Here is a 13,808-nt window from a genome sequence, read left to right as displayed (position 1 = left end):
TATTCAAACTATTGTGCTGGGCCGCCCCAAATGGGGTGGCTCTATCTATATATACGGAGGGATAAGTCTGATGAGGGTTGTCGTACAGCGTTCGAAGGAAGCAAAAGTAGTGGTGGATAAGCAAGTGGTTGGTCAAATTGATCGTGGACTCATGCTTCTGGTAGGAGTAACCCATGAGGATACAGAGCAAGATGTGAATTGGCTGGCTGATAAAATAGCAGGACTGAGAATTTTTGAAGATGAAGCGGAGAAAATGAATTTATCTGTGCAGGATATTCAAGGCTCGATATTGTCTGTTTCACAGTTCACCCTGTATGGAGATTGTCGCAGCGGCAAGCGACCAAGCTTTATTGGCGCAGCACGCCCTGATAAGGCAGAGCTTTTGTACGAGCAATTTAATCAACGCTTGCGCAGTCATGGACTTCATGTAGAAACCGGAGTATTCGGTGCCAATATGGATGTAACGTTTACAAACTGGGGACCTGTCACTCTTCTGCTTGATAGTCCTACTCGTTCCTAAGCATGTATAGCAGAGTCGTTCAAATACGCATACTAACATCTAGTTACATCATAGATATAGGAGCGGATTTCATGCGACATTCATTACAGCAATTAGCGATTCAGTATAGTCAGGCAATGATTACAGGCGGGCTGCTTAAAGAGCAGGCTAATCAATTAGCAGATGCTGATCCGATAGCGGTTCAATCTAGAAGAGAACAACCCAATCATCGGCGTTAAGATGAGTAGTAGTTGGAGTTATAGGTGATAAGCTTGATTGGATTATGTTACATAGCCCGTTTCACATTTGTTATCTAATGGGTATTAGAGAATAAGCAATTGCAGCTACACTTTATTCTCAAACAGTAGAGGTGACATAAATATGAAACATATACAAGCTTACACAAGAACAGAGAATGAAGCAGAATCGTTGCGTATTCCACTTATAAGTTTAGGGATACAACAACAGCACATTGAGATTGGTCGTCTTGAAGAGCCATTTGGACAAGGACAGTTGCTGTTGGCACCTATTCCATCTAATCCGGGTGGAGTCAGCTATGCAGGAGGCAATGCGATGCATCCTGCAGGATCGGGTGTAGGCGTTGTCATTAACAATGATGAAACCGAGCGATCTGAGCAAAGTGAGGGACAGGTACCTGGAATTGTTGAGGATGAACGTTATCCAGAAGAACGTGAGCAAGCACCTGATGACTTAAGTTATGCCATTTCCGTTAAGGTGGATTTAAATCATTATATCGAGGTACTCAAACTTCTTCGTCGCCAAGGTGCATATGTGGAGTAGCATTTCTTAGCAGAAAGCTCGATTATCGATACTACTTGTGATACAATACGGATTCGAATATAAAATACGCGCTCATTTGATGAGCGCGTATTTTATTGTGCATTATTGTTATAAATAGTAGTCTGTTGAGCTTTTGCTGCCCCGACTACTTGACTTTTATTTTTTGTTTGTACAGGCAACAACAATCAGGAGGATTACATGCGCGTATGGTTAAGTGCGAACGAGTCTGCTTTCGAGCGCTCGCTCGTCCATCTAATACAGTTATATGTGGAGCAGCCGCAGGTTGAATATTCATTATCTGTGGATGAAGAACAGCTTGTCAGCAATGTAGAAAAAGAAGGTTATGAAATGGGCATCGTACTGTCCATTCATGATCATGCAGGTGAGTTGATATCAGGGGAGACTGTTAAGGAAGCTCGTACTTTACAGTTGAAAGGGAAGATGTTAACTCGAGATGCCGAAGGGCAGCTTCACACGTATACAACGAATCACGAACGTTATGTCGAAGCAGGCTCAAGCTATGAGCAATACCGCAAGCAGGTGAAAAACGGTTTATGTCATGCAATGCTTGCTTTGATGACAGATTGGAGCGGGTTGGAGCAGCCGTGGGGAATATTGACTGGGGTTCGCCCAACAAAGCTTAGACATGACGCCCGTCGCCGTGGGCTTTCCACCGAGGAAGCACGGCAGATGCTTAAGGAAGATTATTTGATTACAGATGAGAAAATTGCATTGATGGAACGGATCGTTGATCGTCAGTTAACCGCATTGCCTGATCTGGATCAATTGCAAAAAGAATTGAGCATTTACATTGGCATTCCTTTCTGCCCAACGAAATGTGCGTATTGTACATTCCCTGCGTATGACATTAATGGTCGTCAGGGCTCTGTCGATTCGTTCCTTGGTGGACTGCATTATGAAATTCGCGAAGTTGGCCGTTTCTTGAAAGAGCGAGGCGTGCGTATTACAACGATATACTTTGGTGGGGGTACACCAACGAGCATTACTGCTGAAGAGATGGATATGCTCTATGAAGAGGTTTATGAGTCGTTCCCTGATGTGGGGCAAGTTCGTGAAATTACGGTAGAGGCAGGCCGTCCAGATACGATTACGCCAGAGAAGCTGGCTGTACTTGATAAATGGGGGATTGATCGGATTAGCATTAATCCACAATCTTACACACAGGAGACGCTCGATATCATAGGACGCCATCATAGTGTGGAAGAGACGATTGATAAGTACCAGCTCGCTAGAGAAATGGGCATGAACAACATCAATATGGACCTTATTATCGGATTGCCAGGTGAAGGTCTGCCTGAATTCGAACATACGCTAAGTGAAACGCAGAAGCTGATGCCAGAATCACTTACCGTGCATACGCTATCGTTCAAGCGTGCGTCGGAAATGACAAAACATCGCGGCGAGGAGAAGTTCAAAGTAGCAGGACGTGAAGAGATCGGTGCGATGATGCAGGCTGCGAGCGACTGGACCGATGATCATGGCTACGAGCCTTATTATTTGTATCGACAAAAAAATATTTTGGGGAATCTCGAAAACGTCGGTTATGCTTTGCCTGGAATGGAGAGCTTGTATAACATTTTGATTATCGAAGAAATTCAATCGATAGTAGGCTTAGGCTGCGGAGCAACAACGAAGTGGGTACACCCCGTTACTGGGGAAATTACACGTTATGCGAACCCGAAAGAGCCGAAAGTGTACAATGATAACTATATAGAAGTTACTCAGAAGAAGATCGACATGATGAAAGATATGTTCTAAAAGCGCTTTCTAAATTGTAATATGTTTGTAATCATTGTTTCATGTTCCTTTAATGTAGCGGGCCTATACTAAACACATGACCCCCTTTTAAGAATATATCTTATTGATAACCTGCACATTGGTGCAGGTTTTTTTCTTGTTCGTTTATTTCCATGCTAAGAAGCTTGACTTTAATCGTATCGGTTATTAAAATGTTCTTTATATATCGAAGTGTAGTGCATATGTGAATTACACTTATAGTTGAGATTCAATGACGGGAACAAGTAATTCGATACCCTCGTTATCAGAGATAGACCCCTAGGCTGGAAGGGTCTTGGCGCAGGACGAATGAATGACACCCCCGAGAACCGACGGCGAAACGCATTGCTGCATGAGCATTTTGCTCTTAGTAGGTGATGTCAGCGGTAGCCGTTAGGCGTGGAGCGGACGTTATACGCGAATGAAGCGGAATGAGCTAACAAGATCATGATTCAGAAAATGATCCAGCTTTCCGGAATGTGGGTGGCACCACGGGTGAATGGACACAACCAATCTCTCGTCCCTATGCGTTGTTTGATGCAGCGCGGGACGGGAGTTTTTTTATGCATATAGGAGGGTGAGCAGTATGGCATTCCAGAAGCCGACAGGTACACAGGACTTACTTCCTGGTACGGTAGAGATTTGGCAAAGTGTCGAAGAAACGGTTCGTGACTTGTGCCGTCGATTCAATTATAAAGAGATTCGTACACCGATTTTTGAGCAAACAGAATTGTTCAAACGCGGAGTCGGTGATACGACAGACATCGTAGAAAAAGAGATGTACACATTTGTCGACAAGGGCAACCGCAGCATGACGCTCCGTCCAGAAAATACAGCAGGTGTCGTTCGTGCTTATGTAGAGAACAAATTGTACGGTGAGCCTGATTTAACGAAGCTTTACTACATTGCGCCAATGTTCCGTTATGAGCGTCCGCAAGCAGGACGTTATCGCCAATTTCACCAGTTCGGTGTGGAGGCGTTCGGTGCTGTAGATCCTAGCTTAGATGCTGAAATTGTTGCACTTGGCTACCAGTTTATGAAAGAAGTCGGCTTGAGCGGTGTGAAAGTAGAAATCAACTCGGTCGGTAATGCAGCAAGCCGTGCTGCTTATCGTCAAACATTACTTGATTTCTTGATGCCAATGAAAGAAACATTGTGTAAAGACTGTCAGTCCCGTATGGAGCGTAATCCGCTTCGAGTACTTGACTGCAAAGTTGACCAAGACAAGTTCACAGCTGCTCCGTCTATTCTTGATAGTTTGGATGAAGAGTGTGCGACACACTTCACGAAAGTGAAGGGGCACTTGGACGCAATGGGCATTGATTATGAAGTGAACCATCGTATGGTGCGTGGACTCGATTACTATACACATACTGCATTTGAATATAAGGCACAAGGTATCGGTGCTATTGATACAGTTGGTGGCGGCGGACGCTACAACGGTCTTGTCGCTGATATTGGCGGACCTGAACAGCCTGGAATCGGCTTCGGAATCGGAATGGAGCGTATCGCATTATTGCTGGAGAAGCAAGAAGTAGCGATTAAGCAAGCTCCTCCGCTAGATGTGTATTTAGTTGCGCTAGGTGAGAAGGCAGAGCAGGAGACGACGAAGATTCTCCATAACTTGCGAGTGAATGGATTGTCTGGTGAAAAAGACTATCAAGGCCGTAAGATGAAGGCGATGATGAAGTCTGCTGACCGTATGAAGGCACGTTATGCTGCTATTTTGGGCGATGACGAGCTTGAGCGCGGTGAAATTGCTTTGAAGGATTTGCAAGCTGGCGAGCAGCAGTTTGTGAAGATTGAACAGCTTGTGGATGCGCTGAAGTCCGCGAAGTAATGACGTGCAAGGAAGTACATGAAGTACTGAAGGTTGCACTGTAACAAGTGATATTAAAAGCTTTACATTATATAAATTGAGGTGGCTATTATGTTAGTTAAAACGCATAAATGTGGTACGTTAACGACTGCAAATATTGGCGAAACAGTTACATTGAACGGTTGGGTACAACGTCGTCGTGACTTGGGCGGAGTATTGTTCGTAGATCTGCGCGACCGCAGCGGTCTTGTACAAATCGTATTTAACCCAGATTTCTCGAAAGAAGCGCTTGAGATCGGTGATAAAGTCCGTAACGAATACGTACTTGCTGTTCGCGGTGAAGTCGTTCAACGTGATGCAGAAACGGTAAATTCGAACTTGCCGACAGGCCAAGTAGAAGTGCGCGTTACAGAGATCGAAGTATTGAATGCAGCGAAAAATCCGCCATTCTTTATTGAAGATGGAATTGAGATCGATGAGTCTTTGCGCTTGAAATATCGTTATTTGGATCTTCGTCGTCCAGAGATGCAGAAGACGCTTAAGATGCGTTCTAAAGCAGCAAAGATCTTCCGCGATTTCCTTGATGAGCAAGAGTTCATTGAAGTAGAGACGCCAATCTTGACAAAGAGCACGCCAGAAGGTGCACGTGACTACTTGGTACCGAGCCGTGTGCATCCAGGTGAGTTCTATGCATTGCCGCAATCACCGCAAATTTTCAAGCAGCTATTGATGGTATCTGGTCTTGAGCGTTACTACCAAATTGCACGTTGTTTCCGTGATGAAGACTTGCGTGCTGACCGTCAGCCAGAATTTACGCAAGTGGATATCGAGACTTCGTTCTTGACGCAAGATCAGCTTCTTGAAATGATGGAGAACCTTATGGTTCGCTTGTTCAAAGAAACAGTTGGTGCAGATATCCCAACGCCGTTCCAGCGTATCACGTATAAGGATGCTATGGACAAATACGGTTCTGACAAGCCAGACCTTCGTTTCGGCTTAGAGCTAGTTGATGTAGCAGATATCGTTGCTGAATCTGGTGTTAAAGTGTTTGCTTCTGTCATCGAAAAAGGTGGCGCAGTGAAATGTTTGAACGCGAAAGGCTGCGGCACATGGAGCCGTAAAGAGATCGATGATCTTGGACCATTTGCAGCACGCTACGGAGCGAAAGGTTTGGCTTGGATTCAAGTGAAAGACGGCGAATTCCGTGGACCAATCGTGAAATTCTTCAACGAGCAGGAGATCGAAGCACTTCGTGAGCGTCTTGGTGCAGAGGAAGGCGACTTGTTGCTCTTCTCCGCAGATACAAAGAAAGTAGTAGCTGACGTACTTGGCAACTTGCGTCTGCATATCGGTCGTCGCCTTGGTCTTATCGACGACAGCAAGTATAAGTTTGCTTGGGTTGTAGACTTCCCGTTGCTTGGTTATGACGAAGAAGCGAAACGCTATGTAGCAGAACATCATCCATTCACGCGTCCAATGGAAGAAGACGTTCCATTCTTCGATACGGACCCAGGTCAAATTCGCGCACAAGCTTATGACCTTGTATTGAACGGTTACGAAGTTGGCGGCGGCTCGATGCGTATTTACAAGCGTGAGGTGCAAGAGAAGATGTTCCAAGCACTTGGATTCTCGCCTGAAGAGGCACAAGAGCAATTTGGCTTCTTGCTGAACGCATTCGAATATGGTACACCTCCACATGGCGGTGTTGCATTCGGCTTTGACCGTCTTGTTATGCTATTGGCTGGCGCTACGAACTTGCGTGAGACGATTGCATTCCCTAAAACGGCAAGTGCAACCGACTTGATGGTTAATGCACCGAGCGAAGTAGACTTTGCGCAGTTGCACCAGCTTAACATCAAGACTACAGCGAAGAAGAAAGAAAAGGCAGCCGAAGAGCAAGCTGCAGCTGCTTCTGAAACTGAGTAGTCGTAAATAAATTGCTATGCGATGAATTGCATCGGTGTGAGCTAGTTATAAGCTAGCGCGATTAACGGACCTCGCGCCATGTATACGGATATAATTCAATCTCCCTCTATGGTAGCCTCTATTATTTGGTTGCTTGAGGGAGATTGTTATGTGTTTAAAGCGAATGAAATCATGTGAATGATGAGTAGATAGAGGAGGTATTTCTTATGCTGAATGCTTTTTCACGTACGGAATTGGCTATCGGTCCTGAAGGTATCGAAAAGATGAAGAACAGCACAGTAGCTGTTCTAGGTATTGGCGGCGTAGGTTCTATTGCTGCGGAAGCGCTAGCGCGTACAGGTGTTGGCCGAATTATTATGATCGATAAAGACGTTGTAGATATTACGAACCTGAACCGTCAAATTCATGCTTTAACGACGACTGTAGGCCAGAAAAAAGCTGAACTGATGCGCGACCGCATTAAGCTGATTAATCCAGACTGCGATGCGATCGCATTGAATATGTTCTATACGGAAGAGACGTATGAGGAGCTGTTCAAATACGAGTTGGATTATGTTGTTGATGCTTCTGATACGATTGTATACAAGATTCACTTGATTAAAGAATGCTTGCAGCGTAAAATTCCGCTTATTTCAAGCATGGGTGCTGCGAATAAAATGGATCCATCACGCTTCCAGGTTACGGATATCTCCAAGACGACGGTTGATCCAATTGCACGTGTTATTCGTCAAAAACTTCGTAAAGAAGGAATCAAAAAAGGGGTAAAGGTCGTCTTCTCCACAGAAGAGCCAATGAAACCTCGCGTAGATGTTACAGAGAAAATTGTACCTGAAAACGCACCAGATCGTCGTAAAGTAAAACAGCCGCCGGCAAGCAATGCATTTGTACCTCCTGTAGCAGGATTAATTATGGTGAGTGAAGTTATTAAGGATTTGCTAAAGACAGTAGAGTATCCTTCATAGCTGTAAGTAAATGATAGAGGTTCCAAGATTCCCTTTCTGGTATTCGGTGTTGTCCTTTTTGGACAATGCTTAACAGAAAGGGATTTTTATTTTAGAGGTAGTTCAAATAATCACATAAAAAAGAACATACATTCTCATTGGGTAGAGTGTGTGATGCATCTATGATAAAATACAAGTGAAGAAATTGAAACGGAGAAGAGGGACAACGTGGATTTATTCAGCATACACGAAGAACAACAACCGACTATGCGCCTGTTGGCGGATAGAATGCGGCCTCGGACGCTGGATGAATACGTAGGGCAAGAACATATTATCGGCCCTAATCGCTTGCTGCGACGTGCGATTGAAGCGGATCGAGTTTCATCCATTCTATTGTATGGGCCGCCGGGATGTGGCAAGACGACACTTGCCAACATTATAGCTGAGAGGACGCAAGGTGAGTTTGTGCGTTTGAATGCGGTAGATGCTTCGGTTAAAGATGTTCGAGCAGTTATTGAGAAAGCAGAGAGCAACAAAACATTATATGGTACAAAGACGACTTTATTTTTAGATGAAGTCCATCGCTTTAATCGTTCTCAACAGGATGCATTGCTTCCCGCCGTGGAGAAGGGAACGATTATTTTTATTGGGGCGACAACAGAGAATCCGTTTCATCATGTGAACGGAGCTTTAATTAGCCGATCTACGTTGTTTCAGCTTCGACCGCTTCAAGCGGAGCACTGTATCATTGCCATGAAGCACGCGATGCAAGATCGTGATCGTGGTTTAGGCTTTATGCCTTTGGAAGTTGATTCAGATGCGCTTCAGCATATTGCCTCAATGGCGAATGGTGACATTCGCAGAGCATTGAATGCTTTGGAGCTGGCAGCAATGACGACGACACCGCAGTCAGATGGGACTGTTCACGTTGATTTGCAAGTGGCAGAGGAGTCTGTCCGCCAGCCGATCGTTCAGGCAGATGAATCTACGCAGTATGACGTATTGTCCGCTTTTCATAAAAGCATACGTGGTTCAAGTGATGCAGCATTGTTCTGGTTCATGTACGCAGTAGACAAGCTTGGTATGGACCCGATGACGTTTCTAAGAAGACTAACTGTAGCTTGCAGTGAGGATATTGGCTTGGCGAATCCGCAAGCTATGGTCCAGGCAGTAAGTGCGTTGGAAGCCTATCATCGTATTGGCTGGCCGGAATCCAAGTATATTATTGCCCAGGCAATATTATTTGCTGTCGAAAGTCCGAAGTCAAACTCGATACCTGTCGCCCTGCAACGAATCAGCTTGGCTATGGATGAAATAAAGTCAGCCGATGTACCTCTTCATTTAAGAGATACTCATTACAAAGGTGCGGACAAATTAGGGCACAAAGGTTATATGTACCCGCATGATTACCCTGGGCATTATGTAGAACAGCAGTATTTGCCGGACTCTATTCGAAATCGCGTCTTCTTCAGTGCAACTGATCAAGGGACAGAAGCGAAAATGAAGATAAACCAACAACTGCGCCGGAATAAGTAATTTAGATAATAAAGCTATGTGAATCAATCTGCGGCAGCATGTAATCAAGGGGTGTTGTTCGGATGATAAAGACAATGGGAGCGGCAGCAGCAGTTGGAGGCATCATCGGTGCATGGCTGCGGTATGGCATAAGTTTACTCTATCCGTTTGATAGCGCGATCAGTTTCCCATATGCCACGTTATTTATTAACGTCATTGGGGCAGCCTTTCTTGGTTGGTTCACTGCTTATATAATCTGCAAGCAGAACCTATCTCCATACTGGAGAACGTTTATCGGTACTGGATTTACTGGGGCGTTCACAACATACTCCACATTTGCGCTCGAAACGGTCCAACTTATTCAAATGAATCGGCTGCTTACAGCTATTATCTATCAAGGGTTGACGATCGTGCTAGGAATTGGAGCCGCAGCAGCAGGATATCGTTGTGGAATGCAGAATAGATCATGGGAGGAACGAGAATGAATTGGCTGTGGGTGGCTCTTGGCGGAGCAGCAGGCGCATGGTTGCGCTATACGGTCGGTGCGTGGTTTGGACAGCGCTTCTCCCAAGCGATACCATGGCCTACATGGATTATTAATGTGACAGGTTCATTCTTGTTGGGCTTCATTATTGGTTGCGCATCGATACTACCTGAATTTCTGTTCAACCTATTGGCGATAGGATTCTGTGGTGCATTTACAACTTTTTCTACTTTCGGAATAGAAGCGCTTAAATTATGGCTTAATAAAAATTACTTTAATTTTTTGATATATATATTAATCTCAGTAATAGTAACAACTGCTGTGGCTGCAATAGGGCTTGCTGCTGGGAAAGCCCTACTGTAGTGTGCTGTACTTGAATGCATCACGAATAGGGTTGTTTTCGTAAACCGCAAATGGGATTGTTCTATTGACTTGAAAGGCACAAGCAGAAATTTTCCTATAATATATTTGAGTAAATGAACAAATGACTGTTGGACTTATATTTATAAATGTATAAATTTTCGTTGTCCAAGTATGCGGATATGTTCAGACAACATCGGACACCCTATAAATAACCTGCTGTATCTATAAGTCATTGTCGTAGTTTGCAGTTAGGGATCAATTGATGCACAATACATATATGCTCAGAATAGGAGTCGTGAACGATGGAACTATTGCAGGAGAAGGCCTGGGGACCTGAAGTGTTGGAACGTGTGTCTCAAACGTTTAAGGCGCTGGGAGATCCGACTAGAATTCGTATTCTTACCTTGCTGGCTAACGAAGAATGTGCGGTTAATCAAATTGCAGATGCTTTGCAGTTATCTCAATCAGCGGTGTCCCACCAACTCAAGACGCTGCGTGCTTACCGTTTCGTGAGATATCGGAGAGAAGGACAAAATATGCTTTATTCCTGCGATGATGAACATATTATTGGGCTATTGCAGGAAGCAATTCGTTACGCTTCAGAGGAGTAGCAGACTAAGGTACGAGTCATCACAATTAATTGGGATAGGACGCGGCGTACTGTGAATATAAATGTGTTAATTCACTTGCAGGAGGTGTTGCGAGCCTATTTTTTAAATTGTAAGGCTTGTGTAATTCGATTTGACGCTTGTGCCAGATGATTTATAATGTTAGGTACAATGAAGTGTTCATTTCAATTAAGAGGAGGTGCACCTGTCCACGTCATGGGAGGTGGATAGGAAAGTCTATTGAGTAGTGACCCGTTACCCATAATATGGGGTTTGTTGTTAGTCATGTTGCTGGTATTGTTGAACGGCTTCTTCGTTGCTGCGGAATTTGCTATGGTCAAAGTACGGGGAAGTCGCATCGATGCGCTTGCGCAGGAAGGTAATGCAAGGGCAAAGCTTGCCCGGCATTTGACTGACAACCTAAATGCGTATTTATCGGCTTGTCAGTTAGGCATTACGATTGCTTCGCTTGGTTTAGGTTGGATTGGGGAGCATACGGTAGCAAGATTGCTGTATGAGCCGCTAAGTTCAATCGGAGCAACTCCATTTGTCATACACGCGATTGCAACGGCAATTGCCTTTATGCTTATTACGATTGTTCATATCGTACTGGGTGAGGTGGCGCCGAAGTCTCTCGCAGTTCGCAATGCGGAGAAGGTGACTTTATGGGCTGCAATGCCTTTAACGGTATTCTACAAGTTGATGTATCCCTTCATCTGGATGTTAAATGGAATCTCGAGTCGTCTGCTTCGACTTGTTGGGGTAGAGCTTGCATCCGAGCATAATTCCGCTCATACGGAGGAGGAAATACGCATTTTAGTCAAAGAGAGTCATAAGAGTGGGCTTATTGATAATACAGAGCTTGCTTTAATGGACAATATCTTTGAATTCTCCGAGACGCACGCACGGGAAATTATGATTCCGAGGACGGATATGGTCTGTTTGTATACAGGTGATTCGTTCGAGCAGAATAAGGACACAGCCTTCCAAGAAATGCATACCCGATATCCGGTATGTGATCCTGATAAGGATAACATTATAGGTTTTGTTCATTTGAAGGACTTAGTCAAAGTTTCGGATGATGTTGATGATATCCATCAAGTGATTCGCCCCATATTAAGTGTTCCTGAGTCGATGTCAATTAGTGCGCTTATGAAGATGATGCAGAAGAACCGCATGCAAATTGCTGTCTTAATTGATGAATATGGCGGTACCGCGGGACTAGTTACGCTTGAAGACATTATGGAGGAGATTGTAGGCGAAATTCAAGATGAGTTCGACGAAGAATTACCTCAAATTGTGAAGCGTGATGAGCATGTATTTTCGGTTGACGGCATGATGTTGATTGAAGCTGTGAAAGCTTACTTCAATGTCGACATTGCCTCAGATGATTTCGATACAATCGGAGGTTGGGCTTATGCCCAAGTAGACGCCCCGAAAAAAGGTCAGGTCATTTTGTCAAATGGGGGATGGGAGTTTATTATTGAGGAAACATACCATCTCCGTATTACAAGGCTTCTCATAAGGAGGGTGATAGCACCCGAACAATCCTTGGAGTCCGTTTCAACAGCATGATGATAGGTTTGTCTGATAATGAAGATGATGAATACTGAACTTATAACGTATTATTTACATGCTATACAATAAGAAGCCGCTTGCTCCTCTGCGTTATGCAGAAGAGAAGCGGCTTTTTTTATATTGGTTCTAACTATGTTGTTGTATAAGGCATGAACGATACAATACAACTACCGTTACATTGTATTATGCGTTGGATGCTTCCAACTTGTGAATGCGGTCAATCGTACCGCCGCCTAAACAGGTCTCGCCATCATAGAAGACAACGGCTTGACCCGGTGTAATAGCGCGCTGGTGTACAGCAAACTCAACATGGACACTGCCGTCTGCTTGCTTCGTCAAGGTAACCTCTTGATCAGGCTGACGGTAGCGGAACTTAGCTGTGCAGCGTACAGGATGTTCGGGCATGTTACCTGCAATCCAATTGACGCCAGTCGCAACTAATCCCGTGGAATACAAGCTAGGGTGGTTGTCCCCCTGAATGACATACAGAATATTTTTCTCAAGATCTTTATCTGCTACGAACCAAGGCTCTCCTGTTCCTGAACCGCCGATGCCTAGTCCTTGACGCTGTCCGAATGTATAGTACATGAGACCGTCATGGCGACCTTTCACTTCACCGCTGCGGATATCGACCATATTACCTGGCTGAGCCGGCAAGAACTGGCTTAAAAATTGTTTGAAGTTGCGTTCGCCGATGAAGCAGACGCCAGTACTGTCTTTTTTCTTTGCAGTTGCAAGGCCGTATTCTTCAGCAATGCGTCGAACTTCGGGCTTCGGCAGATGTCCGATAGGGAACATAGCACGTGCTAATTGTGATTGGTTCAGCGCATTTAAGAAATACGTTTGATCTTTGTTATTGTCTACTCCGCGCAGCAATTTATATTGATCATCTTCCTCTACGACACGCGCATAGTGACCTGTAGCAACATAGTCTGCGCCAAGGTCAAGTGCTTTTTGGAGGAACTCTCCAAACTTGATTTCACGGTTGCACATGACATCCGGATTCGGTGTGCGCCCACGGCGGTATTCATCTAAGAAATAGGAGAATACTTTATCGTAGTATTCTTTTTCAAAGTTAACCGTGTAGTATGGAATACCAATATGGTCACAGACGCGACGAACGTCTTCTGCATCATCTTCTGCTGTACAGTTTCCGAACTCGTCTGTATCGTCCCAGTTTTTCATAAATATACCGATGACATCATAACCTTGCTGCTTCAAGAGCAAGGCGGTCACCGATGAATCAACGCCGCCGGACATCCCGACGACGACACGTGTAGAAGCATTCGCTGTATTCATCGAACAATCACCGTCTTTGCTTTCAATTTGTAAGTAATAAATATATACACGTATTGTAACACATTGACCTTTTATCGCGAAATGGTGGCTGTAAGCGGCTTTTCTAAAAAAATGAACGTTTCACTCACATTTTCTGTATATGTAAAATTTTTTCATAATAGCTCGTTTATATTTGACC

The 13,808-nt window shown here is 44.5% G+C and carries 13 protein-coding genes; 12 read left to right on the top strand and 1 reads right to left on the bottom strand.

All coding sequences use genetic code 11. The annotated features are described in order from the left end of the window. Positions 1–70: 70 nt before the first annotated feature. The 12 genes from dtd to NQ117_RS19885 all read left to right on the top strand — a co-directional run bounded on the left by dtd (position 71) and on the right by NQ117_RS19885 (position 12,328). Positions 71–520, top strand: a complete 450-nt coding sequence (dtd, locus tag NQ117_RS19940; protein WP_258279762.1) for a D-aminoacyl-tRNA deacylase — start codon at positions 71–73, stop codon at positions 518–520. Positions 521–591: 71 nt separating this feature from the next. Beyond that, entirely contained in the window at positions 592–738 is a 147-nt protein-coding gene (locus NQ117_RS19935; RefSeq protein ID WP_258279761.1) for a hypothetical protein, read from the top strand. 142 nt (positions 739–880) lie between these two features. Beyond that, positions 881–1,300, top strand: a complete 420-nt coding sequence (locus NQ117_RS19930; RefSeq protein WP_258279760.1) for a hypothetical protein — start codon at positions 881–883, stop codon at positions 1,298–1,300. 198 nt (positions 1,301–1,498) lie between these two features. After that, positions 1,499–3,079 carry a coproporphyrinogen III oxidase gene (locus NQ117_RS19925; protein ID WP_258279759.1) on the top strand — a complete coding sequence of 527 codons (1,581 nt, stop codon included), beginning with the start codon at positions 1,499–1,501 and terminating at the stop codon, positions 3,077–3,079. Positions 3,080–3,683: 604 nt separating this feature from the next. Continuing rightward, complete coding sequence (gene hisS, locus NQ117_RS19920; protein ID WP_258279758.1) at positions 3,684–4,937, top strand: histidine--tRNA ligase; 1,254 nt, start codon at positions 3,684–3,686, stop codon at positions 4,935–4,937. 90 nt (positions 4,938–5,027) lie between these two features. Beyond that, positions 5,028–6,842, top strand: a complete 1,815-nt coding sequence (gene aspS, locus NQ117_RS19915) for an aspartate--tRNA ligase (protein WP_258279757.1) — start codon at positions 5,028–5,030, stop codon at positions 6,840–6,842. A 206-nt stretch (positions 6,843–7,048) separates the two neighbouring features. After that, positions 7,049–7,804 carry a tRNA threonylcarbamoyladenosine dehydratase gene (locus NQ117_RS19910; protein WP_144991577.1) on the top strand — a complete coding sequence of 252 codons (756 nt, stop codon included), beginning with the start codon at positions 7,049–7,051 and terminating at the stop codon, positions 7,802–7,804. Between the two features lie 207 nt (positions 7,805–8,011). Further along, the gene (locus tag NQ117_RS19905) at positions 8,012–9,319 is read left to right on the top strand and encodes a replication-associated recombination protein A (protein WP_375163099.1); all 1,308 of its coding nucleotides are present in this window, start codon (positions 8,012–8,014) and stop codon (positions 9,317–9,319) included. A gap of 62 nt (positions 9,320–9,381) precedes the next feature. After that, positions 9,382–9,783, top strand: coding sequence for a fluoride efflux transporter CrcB (gene crcB / locus NQ117_RS19900; protein ID WP_258279756.1), 402 nt, complete (start codon positions 9,382–9,384; stop codon positions 9,781–9,783). Continuing rightward, on the top strand, positions 9,780–10,145 hold the full coding sequence (crcB, locus tag NQ117_RS19895; RefSeq protein WP_258279755.1) for a fluoride efflux transporter CrcB: 366 nt from the start codon (positions 9,780–9,782) through the stop codon (positions 10,143–10,145). Before crcB (NQ117_RS19900) ends, crcB (NQ117_RS19895) begins: the two co-directional genes overlap by 4 nt. Before the next feature lie 302 nt (positions 10,146–10,447). Further along, positions 10,448–10,756, top strand: a complete 309-nt coding sequence (locus NQ117_RS19890) for an ArsR/SmtB family transcription factor (RefSeq protein WP_028596051.1) — start codon at positions 10,448–10,450, stop codon at positions 10,754–10,756. 282 nt (positions 10,757–11,038) lie between these two features. Continuing rightward, the gene (locus NQ117_RS19885; protein WP_258279754.1) at positions 11,039–12,328 is read left to right on the top strand and encodes a hemolysin family protein; all 1,290 of its coding nucleotides are present in this window, start codon (positions 11,039–11,041) and stop codon (positions 12,326–12,328) included. A 186-nt stretch (positions 12,329–12,514) separates the two neighbouring features. On the opposite strand, the gene mnmA is transcribed toward NQ117_RS19885, so the two are convergent. Beyond that, a complete protein-coding gene (gene mnmA, locus NQ117_RS19880; RefSeq protein WP_258279753.1) occupies positions 12,515–13,630 on the bottom strand; it encodes a tRNA 2-thiouridine(34) synthase MnmA in 1,116 nt (371 codons plus the stop codon). Between the last annotated feature and the right edge of the window lie 178 nt (positions 13,631–13,808).

The organism is Paenibacillus sp. SC116, assembly GCF_024733555.1.
In the GTDB taxonomy this organism is placed as follows: domain Bacteria; phylum Bacillota; class Bacilli; order Paenibacillales; family Paenibacillaceae; genus Paenibacillus_B.
The sequence above is the reverse complement of the archived record's forward strand: the minus strand, read 5'-3'. Positions and strand labels throughout refer to the sequence as shown.

Excerpts from the sequence above, each read along its gene's own strand:
- hisS (WP_258279758.1), top strand. The coding sequence starts at position 3,684 with ATGGCATTCCAGAAGCCGACAGGTACACAGGACTTACTTCCTGGTACG.
- NQ117_RS19885 (WP_258279754.1), top strand. The coding sequence starts at position 11,039 with ATGTTGCTGGTATTGTTGAACGGCTTCTTCGTTGCTGCGGAATTTGCT.
- NQ117_RS19930 (WP_258279760.1), top strand. The coding sequence starts at position 881 with ATGAAACATATACAAGCTTACACAAGAACAGAGAATGAAGCAGAATCG.
- crcB (WP_258279755.1), top strand. The coding sequence starts at position 9,780 with ATGAATTGGCTGTGGGTGGCTCTTGGCGGAGCAGCAGGCGCATGGTTG.
- dtd (WP_258279762.1), top strand. The coding sequence starts at position 71 with ATGAGGGTTGTCGTACAGCGTTCGAAGGAAGCAAAAGTAGTGGTGGAT.
- NQ117_RS19910 (WP_144991577.1), top strand. The coding sequence starts at position 7,049 with ATGCTGAATGCTTTTTCACGTACGGAATTGGCTATCGGTCCTGAAGGT.
- mnmA (WP_258279753.1), bottom strand. The coding sequence starts at position 13,630 with ATGAATACAGCGAATGCTTCTACACGTGTCGTCGTCGGGATGTCCGGC.
- aspS (WP_258279757.1), top strand. The coding sequence starts at position 5,028 with ATGTTAGTTAAAACGCATAAATGTGGTACGTTAACGACTGCAAATATT.
- NQ117_RS19890 (WP_028596051.1), top strand. The coding sequence starts at position 10,448 with ATGGAACTATTGCAGGAGAAGGCCTGGGGACCTGAAGTGTTGGAACGT.
- crcB (WP_258279756.1), top strand. The coding sequence starts at position 9,382 with ATGATAAAGACAATGGGAGCGGCAGCAGCAGTTGGAGGCATCATCGGT.
- NQ117_RS19935 (WP_258279761.1), top strand. The coding sequence starts at position 592 with ATGCGACATTCATTACAGCAATTAGCGATTCAGTATAGTCAGGCAATG.
- NQ117_RS19925 (WP_258279759.1), top strand. The coding sequence starts at position 1,499 with ATGCGCGTATGGTTAAGTGCGAACGAGTCTGCTTTCGAGCGCTCGCTC.